The sequence below is a fragment of the Aeromonas sp. FDAARGOS 1410 genome (assembly GCF_019048745.1).
Lineage (GTDB): Bacteria > Pseudomonadota > Gammaproteobacteria > Enterobacterales > Aeromonadaceae > Aeromonas > Aeromonas jandaei.
On the sequence record NZ_CP077401.1, the window covers coordinates 1,730,123 to 1,747,942 of the forward strand.

The following is a 17,820-nucleotide window of genomic DNA, read 5'->3' on the forward strand; positions in this document are numbered from 1 at the left end:
TTTTGATTTAACACGCTTTGAATTATCCATGCAGGCCAACGAGAATAAGCGGCCCCGAAAAGTGGGCCCCTTGGTGGTATCTGGCCACCCGAACACTATTACATTCAGGATGATATGAGCAATCGGTATGGAGTATGGGTATGAGCAGTAACGAGTTGGATAAACGCTATGGCCTGATGACTGCCATTGCGATGGTGGTCGGCGTGGTGATCGGCTCCGGTGTCTTCTTCAAGGCCGATGATGTACTGCGTCTGACTGGCGGTAATCTGGCCATTGCGCTGCTGGCATGGGCGCTGGGGGCATTTTCGATGATCTTCGGCGCGCTGGTGTTTGCCGAGTTTGCCCAGAGGATCGAAAAGTCCAACGGTATCGTCGATTATGCCGAAGCGGCATACGGCAAAATGTTTGGTTATCTGGTGGGGTGGTTTAAAGGCGTACTCTATTACGCCCCTCTTTCCGCCATCCTTGCCTGGGTCGCCGCTCTGTACACCATGATCTTGCTCGGCAGTGATAATCCGACCAACTCTGGTGCGACCTGGATACTGGCGGCTGTCTATATGACGGTCACCTATCTGATCAACTTCTATACCCCGGTCCTGGCGGGCAAGCTGCAAGTGGGTTCTACCCTGATCAAGTTGATCCCGCTGATCCTGGTTGCCATTGTGGGCACCATTTCAGGCTTGCTCAATGGTGTCACCGTGACCAACTTTGTGCAGGCAATGGATGGGATAGGAAGCACCGGAGGCACTCTGGCTACGGCCGTGGTTGCCACCGCCTTCGCTTATGAGGGGTGGATTGCCGCCGTGACCATCAACAGCGAAATTCGCGATTCCAAGAAGAATCTGCCCAGAGCGCTGGTGATTGGCACCCTGATAGTCTTTGTGGTCTACGTCACCTATTTCCTGGGGATCGCCAGCGTCTTGCCGACGGACGAGATAGTGGCGCAAGGGGATAACGCGGTAAATCTCGCGACAACCAGCCTGTTTGGCGGGACTGCCTCGACTATTTTGACCGTGTTCGTGATTATCTCCTGCCTCGGAACCCTCAATGGTCTGGTGTTGGCGACCATGCGTATTCCCTACTCGCTGGCGATCCGCAATCAGGGGCCAGCTCCCAAGTGGATGAGCCGTATCGAACCGCATCACCACATGCCAATCAACTCGGCCCTCGCGGCAGCGTTGTTGTCGGTGATCTACTCAGTGCTGTGGTACTGCAGCATCAACGAGACATTCGGTCGTTACATCGCCCTGGACGAGATGCCGATCGTGCTGATTTATGGCCTCTATCTGTTCCTCTATGTCTGGTACATGCGCACCTTTAGCGAGTTGGGCTGGATAAAGCGGTTTGTGATCCCGACCTGCGCCACCTTGGGCGCGCTCATCATTCTGTATGGCGGTATCACCAATCCCAGTCTGGGGCTCTATCTGCTGGTCTCTGTGGGGGTGATTCTGCTCGGGTTGCTCTTCTACCGTAAGGAGTGACCGGGTAAGGAAGTTGAAAAAAAAAGCGCCGAATGGCGCTTTTTTTCATTTGTAAACCGCAGCACGTCGACAACTAATTGCCCAGCACCCCGAGCCGGCCCAGTTCATCCTTGAGCTGGTCGAGGTTGCGCTCGACGCAGGCCTCTCCCTCCTCGATGGCATCGCTGGCGCGATGAAAGTCCATGATGGAGAAACTGCCAAGACGCGGACAGAGCTGGATTTCCGGGGGATCCCCTGCCATCCGCGCCCGGGTGATCCGCTCCTGCATGATGTTGATTGAGCCGCTCATCACGCTCCACATGCCGGGCGTGGCCGGTGTCGCTTCGCCGCGATTGAGCCACTGGCTGAGCAGGCCGCCGCCGGATTGATCCGGCTCGTCGGTCCAGGGTTGGTGCATGTCGGTGTTGAGGTTGATGGCGATCACCACCTCGGCCCCCATGGCGCGCGCCAGCGAGATGGGCACCGGATTGACCACGGCACCATCCACCAGCCAGCGGTCGTTGACCCGGGTCGGGGTGAGGATCCCCGGCATGCCGCAGGAGGCGCGCACCGACTGGCGCAGCGGCCCCCGTTGCAGCCAGATCTCGCGGCCGGTATCGAGTTCGGTCGCCACGCAGGCGAAGGGGATGGGCAGGCTCTCGAGCTCGGGATCCCCGAGATGGTTGGCGGCAATGCCAAACACCTTTTCGCCGCGAAACAGGCCGCCGGAGAGGGCAGGGTCGAGCAGGCTCACCACCTGCAGGCGGGTAAAGCCGCGCACCCAGCTCTCCAGTCTGTCCAGCTCGCCAGCGGCATAGGCGGCGCCGACAAAACTGCCGATGGAGCAGCCGGCGATGAGATCGGGCTTGATGCCGAGTCGTTCAAGAGCGCGGATGACGCCGATATGGGCCCATCCTCTGGCGGCGCCGCTCCCCAGAGCGAGCCCTACGCGGGGTTTTCGTGGCACGAAGTGACTCCTGAAAAGTGTGGAGGGCTCAGCTTACTCTGTGAGCTGGGCCTCGTCACCCTGCCATCTTTCCGAGCGGTTGCGGCCATTGCCTTTGGCCTGATAGAGGGCGACATCGGCGCGGCGGATCGCCTCGTGCAGCGGGATGGAGTCTGCATGGGGGTGGTAACCGAGACTGATGGTGACGGCCAGCTCTGGCACTATGGCGTGCCAGTCATAACCCTCGACCGCGCTGCGGATCTGCTCGGCCAGCGCGGCGAGACGAGCGTCGTCACAGCGGGCGACCAGCAGCAAAAACTCCTCGCCACCCCAGCGGATCAGGCAATCCGATGGGCTGAGTTGCTGCTGGCAGATCTGCACCAGCCGGATCAGCACGATATCACCCACTCCGTGGCCGAAGCGGTCGTTGACCCGTTTGAAGTGATCCGCATCGAACAGGATCACCCCGACAGGCATCTGTTTTGCCAGCTGGCCACTCTGCTCTTGCTGGGTCAGATAGTGCCGATTGAAGGCGCCGGTGAGCGCATCGTGGCAGGAGAGGTAGTTGAGCTGCAGGTTGAGACGGCGAGATCTCAGGCTGGAAAGGGCCGCCAGCAACATGAAGGCGATGGCGAGCAGGGTTGGAGCCGATTGGCAGATCAGCGCAACGAGCAGCTCAAACAGGGGGATGCGATGCACCAGCCGCAGCGGTGTATCGCTCAGCGCCTGGGTAAGTTGAAAGCCCCCCTGATTCCAGCGGTACTGATCGTCCGGTGCCAGATGCTGCTGGGGATGGGGATCCGAGTTGCTGCAGGCCAGCACCTGATCGTACTGATTGATGAGCAGGTAACCACCGAGCTTTGGAGTGAGCGCCTGCAACTGCTGGTGCAGCCGCGAGAGCAGCACATCCATGCTGATGACCCCCACCAGTGTCGAGCCTTTGTAGAGGGGTTGCGACATGGTGATCATGGTGCCAAGGCCGGCAAAGTCCTCATAGGGGCGCGAGAGAATGGTGGTGCGGCCGGGATTGGGGGTCGCCTGCGCATCCTGCCAGTAGGACTTCTCATAGATGGCATTGGTAAAACGGTACTGGCTGGAGGGGCGCCAGGGGTAGAGGTAGACAAAGTTGTCTGCGCCGGTGAAGTAGACCCAGGCGATCTCCTTGCCGAGGCGCTGGCTGGCGGTGGAGAGCAGTGGCGAGAGACTCAGGGCCAGATGAATGCGAGCTTCCCGCTCGCTGCCACGGGGGGGCAGAGGCCCCAGTCCGGTCAGGTTGCCGACCAGCCCTGCGGGCAGGTCGGCTGGCGGGCGATCGAGTGCAAGCCCTCCCGAGTTCTCCTCGATGTGGCGATAGAGCTGGCGGGTCAGTACCGACTGGGGATCGCTGCGCAGTCGCTCTTCGGCCTGACCGCGCATCGCCTCGAGGAAGATCTCGGTCTGCTTGAACTGATCGCGCAGGCGAATGGCGCTGTTGGCCGTATCGCTAAGATAGAGATCCTCTATCTGTTTCAGACTTTGCCGCAGGGTCAGACCAACCAGCAGAATGACGGAGGCAAACAGCAGCCAGGTCAGGCGTGAGAGGAAACGTCGGTCAGACACATTTGGCATAGGCGATTTGGCTATATTGCGAAGAAAACTGTCGCTAGTGTATGCGACTCTGCTAAAAAAGGGATCGAAAAGGCTTGATTGCAGTGATCTTGCGCTACTCCTGTTACGTTTTGTCACATTTATACATAGTCACGGCATAGTCTGGGGCTAAAATGGCCCCCAATCAGATTTCCCCCTCTCAACTCTGCATGGATTGTTCGATGAAAATGCGTATCTGGCTGGGCCTCGGCCTGCTCTCTCTGGTGGCTGCCATCTGGTGGGCGGTTGGTCACTTTCAACCGGCAGCCAAGGCCCCGACCCGCGAGATCAATATTCGCACCCAGACCGTCAAGCAGAGTCTGGCCGAGCCGACCCTCAAGCTGGTGGGCAAGCTGGAGGCCAACCGCTCCGTCGTCATCAGTCCCGAGGTGACCGGTCGCATCGTCACCATCGCCGTGAAGTCCGGGCAGGGCGTCGCCAAAGGGGAGACCCTGATCGCCCTCGACAACGGCAAGCAGCGCGCCGAGTTGGCCGAGCAGAGCGCCAGCCTGCGCGACGAGCACCGCAAGCTTAACGAGATGCGCAAGCTGGTGGCCCGTGGCGCCGTCACCCAGTCGGTGCTGGAGGGGCAGGAGGCCACCGTCGATCAGGTGCAGGCGCGGGTCGATGCCGCCCGCTACGAGCTCTCCCTGCGTAACTTGCAGGCGCCGTTTGCCGGCACCGTCAGCCTGATTGATCTGAGCGAAGGGGCGCTGGTCAATAGCGGCGATACCCTGCTGCACCTCGACGATATCGACACCCTGCGCCTCGATCTGGCGGTGCCGGAGCGCTACCTCGCCCTGCTGCGCCCCGGCATGGCGGTAACGGCGACCAGCGCTGCCTGGCCGGATCAGCACTTCAACGGCACCCTTACCACCCTCGACAGCCGCATCTCCAACGAGACCCAGAACATAAAGGCGCGGGTCGAGCTGCCCAATCACAACGGCCAGCTGCGCCCGGGCATGCTGCTCAACGTCGAGCTCTCGCTCCCCTCTCGCCAGCTCACCCTTATTCCTGCCCAGTCGGTGGAGTATGCCGGCGAGCAGCGCTTCGTCTATCGCCTCGAGGCCGATGGCCGGGTCAAGCGGGTGCCGGTGGTGCTCGGCGAGACCGAGGGGGAGACCGTCTGGGTCACCGAAGGGCTGAAAGTCGGCGATCGCATCGTGGTCGAGGGGCTGGTCAATCTGCGTGATGGTGCCAAGGTCCACGATCTGGCGGAGGTAAACGGCTGATGTGGCTCTCCGATATCTCAGTACGCCGCCCGCTGGTGGCGGTGGTGCTCAGCGCCCTGCTCACCGTGTTCGGTCTGGTCGCCTTCAGCAAGTTGACGGTGCGGGAGATGCCCGATGTGCAGACCCCGTCGGTCACCATCACCACCACCTATGAGGGGGCAGCCCCGGCGGTGATGGAGAGTCAGGTCACCAAACCCATCGAGGATCAGCTCTCCGGCATCAGTGGCATCAAGAACATCAACTCGGTGACCCGCAAGGGGCGCTCGATGATCACGGTGGAGTTCAAGCTCGGCTGGAACATGGTGGAGGGGGTCTCCGATGTGCGCGATGCCCTGACCCGCGCCAAGAGCAAGCTGCCGGAGGATGCCGACGACCCGCTGGTGACCAAGGATAGCGGCAGCGGCGATGTGGCGGTCTGGCTCAACTTCAGCAGCAGCCAGATGGATCGCACCGCCATGACCGACTACGCCAACCGGGTGCTGGTCGACCCCCTCAGTCTGGTGGATGGGGTGAGCGAAGTGGAGCTCTCGGGCGATCTCACCCAGGTGATGTATGTGCGGTTGCGCCCGGCCGATATGGCGGCGCGCGGCGTGACGGTGGCGGATGTGCAGGATGCCCTCAAGCGCGAGAACATCGAGCTGCCGGGCGGCGAGATCCGCAACAACTCCATGACCATGTCGGTGCAGATTGCCCGGCTCTACCACACCGCTGAAGATTTCCAGCAGTTGCAGGTGCGCACCGCTGCCAACGGCCAGAGCGTCTATCTCTCCGATATCGCCGATGTGGAGGTGGGGGCCAAGAACGAAGACAGCGCCTACCAGCGCAACGGCCGCGAGAGTCTGGGTATCGGCATCGTCGCCCAGTCCACCGCCAACCCGCTGGCGGTAGCGCAGGGGGTGGAGAAGAAGCTGGTGGAGATGCAGCGCTTCCTGCCGGAGGGGGCCAAGCTGGAGGTCGATTACGACTCCACCATCTTTATCAAGCAGGCCATCGACGAGGTATATGAAACCCTGGCTATCTGCGCCGTGCTGGTGGTGGCGGTGCTCTATCTGTTCCTCGGTCAGGGACGTACCACCCTGATCCCGGCCATCACGGTGCCCGTGTCGCTGATTTCAGCCTTTATCGGCGCCTGGTATCTCGGCTTTTCCATCAACCTCATCACCCTGCTGGCGCTTATTCTCGCCATCGGTCTGGTGGTGGATGACGCCATCGTGGTGGTGGAGAACATTCACCACCATCTGCAACGGGGTGAACCCCCCCTGCTGGCGGCTTGGCACGGCACCCGCGAGGTGGGCTTTGCGGTCATCGCCACCACGGCGGTGCTGGTGATGGTCTTTATCCCCATCGCCTTTATGGATGGCATGGTGGGCCGGCTCTTTACCGAGTTTGCGATTCTGCTCTCTTTGGCGGTGCTCTGCTCCTCACTGGTGGCGCTGACCCTCACGCCGGCCATGGGCTCCTGGCTGATGCGCCCGCTCGACAAGCCGAACCGGCTGACGGCGGCCCTCGATCACGGCCTTGGCTGGGTGGAGGGGCACTATCGCTACCTGCTGCAGGGGCTGCTGCGCCGCTCGCGCTGGATGCCGCTGGCGCTGCTGCTTTGTCTGGCCGGTATCGGCGCCCTCTTCACCCAGCTGCCGAGCAGCCTCACCCCGACCGAGGATCGCGGCGTGGTCTTCGTCTTCGTCAAGGGGGCGGAGGGGACCAGCATCGAGCGGATGAAGCGCAACATGCAGCAGGTGGAGTCCGCCATCATGCCGATGCTGGGCAAGGGGGTGGTCAAGGCGATGAGCTTCAGTACTCCCGCCTTTGGCCGTGGCGGCGATCAGACCGGCATGGTGATCATCCAGCTCACCGACTGGGCCGAGCGCGACATCACCGCCACCCAGTTCTCCCGCTCGCTGGGGGCCAAGCTCGCCGGCATTCCCGACGTGATGATCCGCACCTTCCAGCCGGGCTTCCGGGGCGGCTCCACCGCCGCGGTGCAGTTCGTGCTGCAGGGCAACGACTATGCCGAGCTCTACCAGCAGGGGCTGGAGCTGCAAAAAGCGGCGCAGGCCAGCGGCCTGATGATAAGCCCGGATCTCGACTACGCCGAGAAGACCCCGGAGCTGCAGGTGACCGTCTCGCGCGACAGCGCCAGCCAGCTCGGCATTCCGGTCTCCACCGTCGCCAGCACCCTGCAGGCGATGCTGGGCGGGGTGAGCAAGACCACCTATGTGGACAGGGGCGAAGAGTATGACGTCTACCTGCGTGCCAACCAGAAGGAGTTCAACGGCATCTCCGATCTTGGCCGCATCTACCTGAAGGCGGCCAATGGCGAGATGGTGAGCCTCTCGACGCTGGCGACGGTGAAGCAGGTGGCGACCGCCAATCGCCTCAACCACTACCAGCGCCAGAAGGCGGTGACCCTGACCGCCGACGTGGCGCCGGATCACACTCTGGGCGAGGCCCTCGACTTCCTCGATGGCTGGGCCAACGAGCATCTGCCGAGCGGCATGACGGTCGATTACGCCGGTGACTCCAAGGATTACCGCGACAATCAGGGGGAGATGGCGATGGTCTTCGGCCTCGCCCTGCTGGTGGTCTATCTGGTGCTGGTGGCCCAGTTCGAGAGCACCCTCACCCCGACCGTGGTGATGATGACGGTGCCGCTCGGCATCTTCGGTGGTCTGCTTGGCCTCTGGCTGACGGGGCAGGAGATGAGCATCTACAGCCAGATCGGCATGATCATGCTGATCGGCATGGTGACCAAGAACGGCATCCTGATCGTCGAGTTCATCAACCAGCTGCGCCAGCGCGGGGAAGGGTTCGAGGAGGCGATCATCGCAGGCTCGGTGCGCCGCCTGCGCCCGATCCTGATGACCTCGCTCACCGCCATTATCGGTGCGGTGCCGCTGATGCTCTCCATGGGGGCGGGCTACGAGAGCCGGATGGCGGTGGGTACCGTGGTCTTCTTCGGTCTGTCGCTGGCGACCGTGGTTACCCTGCTGGTGGTGCCTGCCACCTACCACCTGATTGCCCGCCACGCCGGCATGACCGGGCAGCGGGATCAGCAGGTAGACGAGGCGCTGGCCGCCAAAATGGTTGCCAAAGGGGAGGGGGACGAACAGACCCCGGCCCACTGACGGCCGCCGTCAGGGTGAGTTTTGCCAACAAGGGCGCCTGCGGGCGCCCTTGCTTTTGGCCTGTTTGCTGGCGGAGTTGCTGGCTGAATGTATGGCGGTATTGATGGCCAGCCCTTATCCCGTGCGAACTCTGGGGGCAAAAAGCCATCGCCCCCCTTGACCGCAACCGGTATAATGCGCGACCCGAATTGTTCCAGGTGGTTAAAATGCAGCCGGTTACCAACCTTTTCTCCTATCCCCGCTATTGGGCCGAGTGCTACGGCACGGCGCCCTTCCTGCCCATGTCCCGCAAAGAGATGGACAAGCTCGGTTGGGACAGCTGCGACGTCATTCTGGTGACGGGGGATGCCTACGTGGATCACCCGAGCTTCGGCATGGCGGTCATCGGCCGCATGCTCGAAGCGCAGGGCTTTCGGGTCGGCATCATCGCCCAGCCGGACTGGTCATCGAAGGATGACTTTATGCGTCTGGGCAAACCGAACCTCTTCTTCGGGGTGACTGCGGGCAACATGGACTCCATGATCAACCGCTACACCTCCGATAAAAAGCTGCGCCACGACGACGCCTACACCCCGGGGGATGTGGGCGGCAAGCGACCGGATCGCGCCACTCTGGTCTATACCCAGCGTTGCAAGGAGGCCTTCAAGGAGGTCCCCGTCGTTATCGGCGGCATCGAGGCATCCCTGCGACGCATCGCCCACTACGACTACTGGTCCGAGACCATCCGCCGCTCCATCCTGCTCGATGCCAAGGCCGATATCCTCATCTACGGCAACGCCGAGCGGCCGCTGGTGGAAGTGGCCCACCGCATCGCAGCGGGGGAGACCATCGAGACCATGCAGGATATTCGCGGAACAGCCGTGATCCGCAAGGAGCCGCTGCCGGGTTGGAAAGGGGTGGATTCGAGCAAGCTCGACCAGATTGGCCGCATCGATCCCATCCCCAACCCCTATATGGAAGGGGCGCCCTGCGCCGATGACGCCAGCGAAACGGCACCTGCCGCGCAGGAGGCCAAACCCGTGCTGGTGCAACCGGCCAAGCCCAAGCCGTGGGAGCTGACCTACGTCAAGCTGCCCGCCTATGAGCGGGTCAAAGAGGACAAGGTGCTCTATGCCCACGCCTCGCGCATTCTGCACCACGAGACCAACCCCGGCTGCGCCCGCGCCCTGGCGCAGGCCCACGGCGATCGCATCGTCTGGGTCAACCCGCCCGCCTTCCCGCTCGAAACCGAGGAGATGGACGGCGTCTTCGGCCTGCCCTACCAGCGGGTGCCGCACCCCGCCTATGGCAAGGAGAAGATCCCGGCGTTCGACATGATCAAGACCTCGGTCAACATCATGCGCGGCTGCTTTGGCGGCTGCTCCTTCTGCTCCATCACCGAGCACGAAGGGCGCATCATCCAGAGCCGCTCGGAAGAGTCGATCCTCAAGGAAATCGAAGATATCCGCGACAAGGTGCCGGGCTTTACCGGCGTCATCTCGGATCTCGGCGGCCCCACCGCCAACATGTACAAGCTGCGCTGCAAGAGTCCCAAGGCCGAGCAGACCTGCCGTCGCGCCTCCTGTGTCTGGCCCACCATCTGCCCGCATATGGACACCGACCACAGCCCGACCATCAACCTCTATCGCAAGGCGCGCGACCTCAAGGGGATCAAGAAGATCCTGATCGCCTCCGGCGTGCGTTACGACATCGCAGTCGAAGATCCCCGCTATATCAAGGAGCTGGCCAAGTACCACGTCGGCGGCTACCTCAAAATCGCGCCGGAACACACCGAGGAGGGGCCCCTCTCCAAGATGATGAAGCCGGGCATGGGCAGCTACTACCAGTTCAAGGAGCTGTTCGACAAATACTCCAAAGAGGCGGGCAAGCAGCAGTACCTGATCCCCTACTTCATCTCCGCCCACCCGGGCACTACCGATGAAGACATGGTCAATCTGGCGCTCTGGGTCAAAGAGAACCGCTTCAAGCTCGATCAGGTGCAGAACTTCTACCCGTCGCCGCTCGCCAACGCCACCACCATGTATTACACGGAGAAAAACCCGTTAAACAAGGTGAGCCGCGAGGGGGGCGATGTGTTCGTCGCCAAGGGCGAGCGCCGTCGCCGCCTGCACAAGGCGCTGCTGCGCTACCACGATCCCGCTGGCTGGCCGATGATCCGCGAAGCCCTGCTCGCCATGGGCAAGGGCCACCTGATTGGCAACGGCCCCGGTTGTCTGGTGCCAGCAGAAGGGCGCAACGAACGCGCCGCCAGCGGCAAGGGGATGAAACCGGCCCTGACTCGCCATAGCAACATCAGTCACCAGCGTGGCAACGGCGCAGGCAACAAGGCTGCGGGCCAGAGCAACGGCCAGCACGCCAACAGCAGCGCCAACAAGAGCGGCAAGGGCAATGGCAAGCCGCTGGGCTCCGAGCTCAAGCTGGGGAACGGCAAGCCCGCCGGACAAGGCGCAGGCCAGAATGTCGGTAAGAGTGCAGGCAAGGGCAAACCGACAGGCAAACCCGCCCATAAGGGCAAGGCACCGACCCGTGCCGGTTCTGCCAAACCTGCCACTCAGCAGGGCGGCAAGCCTGCGGCCAAAGGAAATGGTGCCAAGCGACCGGCTCGGTGATATTTGCTGATTAGCAGCGCGATAGAAATAAAAAAGCGACCGGATGGTCGCCTTTTTATTTCCATGAAACTTTAAATTATAAATTTTATTTGCTATCACTCACTGGTTTTATTAATAGCGTAGATTAAACTTTTCCTTTACTGTAGTAATTTCTTAAATCTGTCTTGTATATAGCCAATTGGTGAGCACAATTATCATTACCTTCCAATGCTTGAGGGTGCTTATATGGCTCTTTTTCACAATAAGAGACATTATTTTTTTTGTTTTTATGTTCGCAATAAAAATATGCCGGACATTTATATATCTCTTCTTTCTTAAGTATTGTTGCATCTATAATGCTTTGGGTTTTCTTAGTTAGAAGTATGGAGGTGATAAATGTTAACCAACCCGTATGATTATGATAAATTGATTGATGATCACCTATCACTATATTTTCTATTTCATCAGATGAAGGTCTTGATTGATCTGTAGTATAAATTATACTACCACCTGAGTTTTTAATTAAATCTTCTAACTTGTTTTTATAATTTATTTCATTTATTTCAATTAAAAAATCCAGTTCTAAGAATGGGGTGGATTTCCTATTGTGAAGATTTTTATTTATAGATGAATTAAATGACTTAATAACATCTCCTAAGTAAGGGTCGTCAATAGGAAATCCTCTATCAATAATATTTCTAGTTTCTTTGATCCAATTGTCATTTATTGAGATGAGTTCTTCAACATGTTTCTCGCATATTTCTTTTATGACTTCATCATCACACTGTTCTTTGCCGTAACTAAACATCAAAAAAATAAACATTTGATGAGGACTAGAATGTTGTAAAGCTGTGAGCATTAGGATAATTAAACGAAGGTTACTACAGTTTGGAGCTATATTATTAGCTATGCTCTCACCTGTTTTATAAGGGATTGAATTTGCTTCAAAAATTTTGTTGTGGAAATTTATTTTTTTGCAGAAATATTCCTCTAAGATATGAGCGCAACTTTCATAAAACTCTCCAATACCAAAAACAAAATAAAAATGTGATGAATTATATGAGTAGTGTATTTTTATTGCATCATCTGTAAATATTTGTTTTTTGATATCATCAAAACACTCTATTTCAAAAACATCTAATAAACCACTTTTTTGCGGGGTGTCACTTTTATGACAAGCATATTTTTTTAATGTTTGTAGAGTTTTTTTACGATAATTATTACTCACCTCATCATCAATGTTGAATTTTATATTTCTTGTGTTTTGCCACATTGATACGATGCAATCAAATTGTCTGAATCCAATAATGGACGAAGTGTTTTGAAGTTGATGAATGAACTCATGAAATAAAGTTACGCAATCTCGCTGATTAAGTGAATATATCCCTGGTGAAGTTTTTTTACTTTCGCTATATGTTTTATTTACCAAAATCCTCAATGAGTAAGGGTCATAAGAACCCAATGTATTATTTAAATAATCTAAAAGATCAATATTCTCATCCATGACTAGTTACCTCATGAAAATTAATTAAACTATATAAATATTCCGTTCTAGTTATGTGTAGAAAAATACTCATGTTTTATAAACAGAAAGGTGTGCAATACAAAAATTAAGTTGTTAATTAAAGGTTGAAATAAGTAGTTAATGCGATGATGTATAGGTCTTATATATAAGTAGGCTAGGGGTATTATATTTTTATTGCCCCAGCAAGAGTTAAGTAAAATGGGATAATAAAACTTGTTAATTTTTTAGAAGGTTACGCTCAATAATACTTATTACCTTTGAAAAGGATTGTGCTAACTTCTCTAACAATGGGTCATCATCGTTTAAGTTTTTAATTAGTTTACTAATTTTTTCTTTTCCATCATCGGTGAATTTATAGTTCACTAATATTATTTGATGTGAAGTTAACTGATTGATAATTTCATCAAAGCTCATCTTGGCATTCACTACTTCTCTACAACCATTCTCGTTGAGTTTGTCCATATTATCTTCGATTACTTCAATCCAGTTTTCTTGTTTGGCTATATTCCATAGCTCTGGTGGCATAAGTTTCTCTAGGTCCACGCTAACCTTTAGTTTTTTATTTGAATAAAGTTTCTTTAAATCTTCATTTGGAGGTAATTTTTCTGCTTTCAAATAGTTACTGTTTTGAAGGGCGGAGTTAATGCTTTCGATAGCTTTAGAACCAGCATCATCCTTATCTACAAGAATTAATCCCTTAACTGGATTTTTTTTATGTTTCTGCATGAGAGCGAAAGCATGACCTCTGTCGCATGCAGAGTTTGCGCAATTACTGCCATCGTTGGGAACGTATATCTTTAGTTTGGAGTCAAGGTTTTTAAATTTTAAAATTCTAGAGATAACTCGCCGATCAGTATGTCCCTCTAAAAAGAGATGTGGAAGATTTGTTTCTTCAATAGCTTTTGCTAGCTTTTGATAATCATGTTTATATTTATCCTCTTTTTCTTCCCAAAGTTTCTTTTTTTCCTCAACTAAGGGCGCAATAAGTTGTAAAAAACCCATGTTTCCATGAAGAGAGTCTGCTCCAGTTGGTTCAATGATTGTTTCGTTATTTGCTTTTGTAACATAATAGCTTGCTGTTTTTAGATTATCTGGCAAGCTAGCATCTCTTGTTATTGAATAAATTGCAGGGGAATGAGTGGTAATTAAAATCTGCGTATGACTTTTTGCGGCATCAATTATTTGACGTGTTAACTCGAAACAAGACAAGAATTCAACGTTATTTTCTGGCTCTTCAAATGCCCAGATTTGTGGGGAAATTAAGGCTCTTTTAGCTTGGCTTTGTTTTCTTGATGCTATAAATGATAAAAGCATTGGTATATGTCTGATCTTTATTCCATCACCACGCCTAGATAATGGTATACCATTGGAGCTAAACTCTAAGGCTCTAAATATAGCACCTAAGTTTGTTGGAAGCTTAACCATATTACTACCTGAAAACTCTTTACTGATAGACTCCATCAATTCTTGTACGTGCTTATTAATCTCATTTTCAAAGCTTGAAGATGACTCATGGAGCCCTAGCGCTGACAACGCATCATAGAGTTTTACTTGAAGGTTTTCGAAGTATCGTTCATCTTTGATTGCAGGTATGTACTCGAAGTCAATACGACTAAGCATCGCAGGAATCTGACTTTTTTCTGGGAAATCTTGTTTATCTTTAATAACATCACCTACCAAATCGCAAAGTCCCCATTTTTCTCCTGCACGATGAGGGCCGCTGCTTCGCCAAACTTTTGTCCAGTATACAAAACTGGGATGATCTTCTTTTCTGTAACTCTTAGGTAATTTAAAAACCAGTTCAACAATAATCTCTTTTGCTCTTTGAGAATACTCAGGTGCAAATTTACAATAGTCCGCTGTAAAATCATATTCTCTGTTGTAATCTGTTTTACCTTTAAAAAAGAGATTTAGTGCTCGTAGGATATTAGACTTTCCAGCATCGTTTCTACCAACGAACGTTGTTATTTCTTCCACGGAAACGACTTGTTTTATAATGGACCTGAAATGTTTTATCGATATTTGGCGAATCATTTTGTGTTACTCGAGATAATTTGTTGGTATTTTCCATATTAACGTGTTGACTTGTTTCCAATCTACCAAAATATGCTACCGCCCGTGGATTACAGCTTCCAATATGCTCCCTTAACCCGCGCTGGCAGCAACCCATCGCAGTTCAACAGGTTCTGGATGGCCATGGTAAGCCAAACGGAACTGCTTCGGCGAGCCTTAAAGTGATGTAAATATCAGAAACGTCTCGTTTTTTGACCTCTATCAAACTCTTCTTGCTCTGCCACCTCGCTACCAACCAGACAGTGATCGGGCGCTGGCTGCTGGCCATCCTGCGGCTATGGTCGGGTGCTGGCACCCATCAGATTGTTTTACTGGTGCAACGCATAAACGAAGAGCTGTTGCACAGGTGGAACAATCAAGGGGCGGTGCGGGCAGGGCAACAGGGGCGGGGAGGGAAAAGCAGGAGGCCCGGTAGAGATAAAACCCCCGGCTGGCGCGCTTTACATCAGGTGGTGCCATTTGGTGCATGGAGTGGTCGATTTAATGGCAGTGGGTGACTAGACTAGCTTGGTCTTCTTATGAGACCTATTAAGCCTGTTTACTGTTAACCATAACCGGAAGGATCCGACATGAAAGCGATGACTGCAGCCCTCTTGCTCCCCCTGATTCCCCTTGCCGTTCAGGCGGGGGCGCCTGTGTGGATCACGATTGGGGCCGATAGCGGGGTTGAACTCAAGCAGGTCAATGCCAAGCTCTCCCCTCTGTTCAGTGCCAGCGGGGCGCCCGTCCAGCTGGCCCAGATTGAGGCAAGCGAGCTTGGCTCCCTCTCGCACCTGATGCACGAGGGGCACCAGCGCTGCGGTGGCTATGTGGTGCACACGACCCTGGCCGATGCGCTGCAGAGCATGGCCCAGCCCCTTAGCCAAAACCTGTTCAGCGCCCCGCCGTTGACCCAGGGGGCCAGTGTCAACCGGCTGCTGCCCCATCTGGATCAGGGCAATATCGCCAGCACCATCAGCAAGCTGTCCGGCTGGCGCAACCGCTACTACACCACCCCCACCGGCACGCAATCCGCCGACTGGGTGGCCAGCCAGTGGCAGAGCCTCGGCAGCACCCTGCCATGGGCCAGCGTCAGCCGGGTCAAACATAGCGGTTACCCGCAACAATCGGTGGTGCTGACCCTCAAGGGGAGCCGCTATCCGGACGAAGTAGTGGTGCTCGGTGGCCATCTCGATTCCACCGCAGGCTCGGCCCCCAACAGCAAGACGCTGGCCCCTGGCGCCGATGATGACGCCTCCGGCATCGCTACCCTGACCGAGGTGCTGCGGGTCATCGCCGAGCAGGGCCGCCAGCCGGAGCGCACCCTGCAATTTATCGGCTATGCGGCAGAGGAGGTGGGCTTGCGAGGCTCCAAGGATATCGCCAGCCGCTACAAGGCGGCCAACACCAAAGTATTGGCCGCGCTCCAGCTGGACATGACCAACTACAAGGGCTCGGCGAGCGACATCGTCTTTATGACCGACTACACCGACAAGGGGCTGACCGGCTACCTCACCCAGCTGATCGATGCCTACCTGCCACAAGTCAGCTATGGCTATGACAGCTGTGGCTATGGTTGCTCGGATCACGCCTCCTGGCACAATCAGGGCTACCCCGCCGCCATGCCGTTCGAGTCACGCTTTAGCGAATACAACCCCAGGATCCACACGGCGCAGGATACGTTGCAAAACTCGGATCCCTCGGCTGGCCACGCTCTCAAGTTTGCCCAGCTGGCGACCAGCTTTGCCGTCGAAATGGGTAAGATAAACTGAGTCACAGGCCGCTGTGCAAGCCAAAAGGAGGGAAGTCTCGGCTTCCTTCCTTTATTTCTATCTCCATAAACCTGTGAGCTGTGGTGGCTGCCGGTGCCGGGATCAGCGGTTGCGCCGCTGCGGCTCGCTGCGATGCAAAAAGGTGGTCAGGGTATCGCGCGGCGGCGTGATGCCGCACTGCACCAGAATCCGCCCGATGGCGCCCCTGTGATAGCCGCCATGAGTTACCAGATGGAGCAGCATTTCGTCGCGGCTCATCTGCCCCTTGTCACCATCGACAAAGCGAAACGAGAGCGGGGTTGCTCCCTCTTGCGGGCCCAGAGCCGCGACGTAATCCACCAGCCAGTTATCCAGCTCGGTGACTGCGCTGTGCAGGGCGGTGAGGGTCGGCGTCTCCGGGGTATTGGTGGCGGTAAAGCCGTGGCGTTCCCCCAGCAGATTGGCCTTGAAGATGGCATCGACCACATGGATATGGTTGAAGATCCTGAGGCTGGTGTGGTGGGCCTCGCCATATTGCTGCGCATCGAGCGTGGCGATGGCATCCAGCAGCTCGCCATCGGCCCAGCGTTTGTAGTGAAAGAGGGATTGCAGTGTCTTGTTGCTCATCGCGTCCTTGCCCTTGTCGCTTCGTGAAGTGCGGCATGGTAGCCAAAATGGGCTCAATACGAAACCCGTTCTGCTGCTGTTCTGCCCCCGCCATACAAAAAGCCCCGAGAGCTGGCGCTTTCGGGGAAGAGGAAAAACATCGACAAGGAGTTACAAAGGCATTGGGGTCACACCTGAACCGGATCAGGCATCGACATAGAGCACCTGACCGCTAATAAAGCCATCGACGGAGCGCTCAAATGCCTTGCCGACCAAAGCGCCCGGCACCGGCTGAAAGCCCGGCATCATCTCGCCATATACGTCCCACGCCTCTTCCAGCACGGTCGGGTTGACCACATTGATGCGAATGCCACGGGGCAGCTCGTGGGCCACGCACTGGACAAAGGTATCGATGGCGCCGCTGGTGGTGGCATCGGCAATGGCCAGCGGGATCGGCTTGATATTGAGGATGCCGGAGATCAGGGTGAAGGAGCCCCCCTGATTGATGTAGTTGAGGCCGATATTGACCAGATTGATCTGGCCCATCAGCTTGCTCTGGATGGTGGTTTGCCACTGCTCGTCGCTCATCTCGCCAAAGGGGGCGTATTCGCAAAATCCTGCGGTATTGACCACCGCATCGAAGGAACCCACGTTTTGGTAGAGCCGCTCGATGGACTCTCGGCTGGTGATATCCACCTGAAAATCACACCCCTCGCCGGAGCGGCTGGCGGTGATCACTTTGTGCTTGCCCAAACCACTGAGGGCGGCTTGCCCCATTTTCCCCTGAGCACCAATCAGAATGACAGTTTTCATCGTTAACCTCGCTTTGCTGGAAGAGCTGCAAGGTTAGAGAGCCACTGATACAATGTAAATCATGGGTAATTTGTATGTGATACAACTGAAATT

11 protein-coding genes are annotated in these 17,820 nt (G+C 55.6%); 5 read left to right on the plus strand and 6 right to left on the minus strand.

Going from position 1 to position 17,820, the window contains the following annotated elements; translation table 11 throughout:
* The first annotated feature begins 140 nt into the window (after nt 1–140).
* The gene (locus I6L40_RS08320; protein ID WP_071912096.1) at nt 141–1,481 is read left to right on the plus strand and encodes an APC family permease; all 1,341 of its coding nucleotides are present in this window, start codon (nt 141–143) and stop codon (nt 1,479–1,481) included.
* A gap of 73 nt (nt 1,482–1,554) precedes the next feature.
* Here I6L40_RS08320 and I6L40_RS08325 read toward each other — a convergent pair whose 3' ends face one another.
* Nucleotides 1,555–2,427 (minus strand): patatin-like phospholipase family protein, encoded by an 873-nt coding sequence (locus I6L40_RS08325; protein ID WP_071912094.1) that lies wholly within the window; start codon nt 2,425–2,427, stop codon nt 1,555–1,557.
* Nucleotides 2,428–2,460: 33 nt separating this feature from the next.
* Complete coding sequence (locus I6L40_RS08330; RefSeq protein WP_216995267.1) at nt 2,461–4,014, minus strand: sensor domain-containing diguanylate cyclase; 1,554 nt, start codon at nt 4,012–4,014, stop codon at nt 2,461–2,463.
* A gap of 200 nt (nt 4,015–4,214) precedes the next feature.
* Between I6L40_RS08330 and I6L40_RS08335 the strand changes: the two genes are divergently transcribed.
* The 3 genes from I6L40_RS08335 (at nt 4,215) to I6L40_RS08345 (ending at nt 11,001) form a co-directional block, all read left to right on the plus strand.
* The gene (locus I6L40_RS08335; protein WP_165791372.1) at nt 4,215–5,264 is read left to right on the plus strand and encodes an efflux RND transporter periplasmic adaptor subunit; all 1,050 of its coding nucleotides are present in this window, start codon (nt 4,215–4,217) and stop codon (nt 5,262–5,264) included.
* Complete coding sequence (locus I6L40_RS08340) at nt 5,264–8,392, plus strand: efflux RND transporter permease subunit (RefSeq protein WP_216995268.1); 3,129 nt, start codon at nt 5,264–5,266, stop codon at nt 8,390–8,392. Before I6L40_RS08335 ends, I6L40_RS08340 begins: the two co-directional genes overlap by 1 nt.
* 206 nt (nt 8,393–8,598) lie before the next feature.
* The gene (locus I6L40_RS08345) at nt 8,599–11,001 is read left to right on the plus strand and encodes a YgiQ family radical SAM protein (RefSeq protein WP_216995269.1); all 2,403 of its coding nucleotides are present in this window, start codon (nt 8,599–8,601) and stop codon (nt 10,999–11,001) included.
* Between the two features lie 124 nt (nt 11,002–11,125).
* On the opposite strand, the gene I6L40_RS08350 is transcribed toward I6L40_RS08345, so the two are convergent.
* Nucleotides 11,126–12,484 (minus strand): hypothetical protein, encoded by a 1,359-nt coding sequence (locus tag I6L40_RS08350; RefSeq protein WP_216995270.1) that lies wholly within the window; start codon nt 12,482–12,484, stop codon nt 11,126–11,128.
* A 237-nt stretch (nt 12,485–12,721) separates the two neighbouring features.
* Nucleotides 12,722–14,482, minus strand: coding sequence for an ATP-dependent endonuclease (locus I6L40_RS08355; protein WP_254204087.1), 1,761 nt, complete (start codon nt 14,480–14,482; stop codon nt 12,722–12,724).
* A 665-nt stretch (nt 14,483–15,147) separates the two neighbouring features.
* Between I6L40_RS08355 and I6L40_RS08360 the strand changes: the two genes are divergently transcribed.
* Nucleotides 15,148–16,329, plus strand: a complete 1,182-nt coding sequence (locus tag I6L40_RS08360; protein WP_216995272.1) for a M28 family metallopeptidase — start codon at nt 15,148–15,150, stop codon at nt 16,327–16,329.
* A gap of 102 nt (nt 16,330–16,431) precedes the next feature.
* Here I6L40_RS08360 and I6L40_RS08365 read toward each other — a convergent pair whose 3' ends face one another.
* Complete coding sequence (locus tag I6L40_RS08365) at nt 16,432–16,935, minus strand: DinB family protein (RefSeq protein WP_216995273.1); 504 nt, start codon at nt 16,933–16,935, stop codon at nt 16,432–16,434.
* 183 nt (nt 16,936–17,118) lie between these two features.
* Entirely contained in the window at nt 17,119–17,727 is a 609-nt protein-coding gene (locus I6L40_RS08370; protein WP_005347588.1) for a short chain dehydrogenase, read from the minus strand.
* Nucleotides 17,728–17,820: the final 93 nt, after the last annotated feature.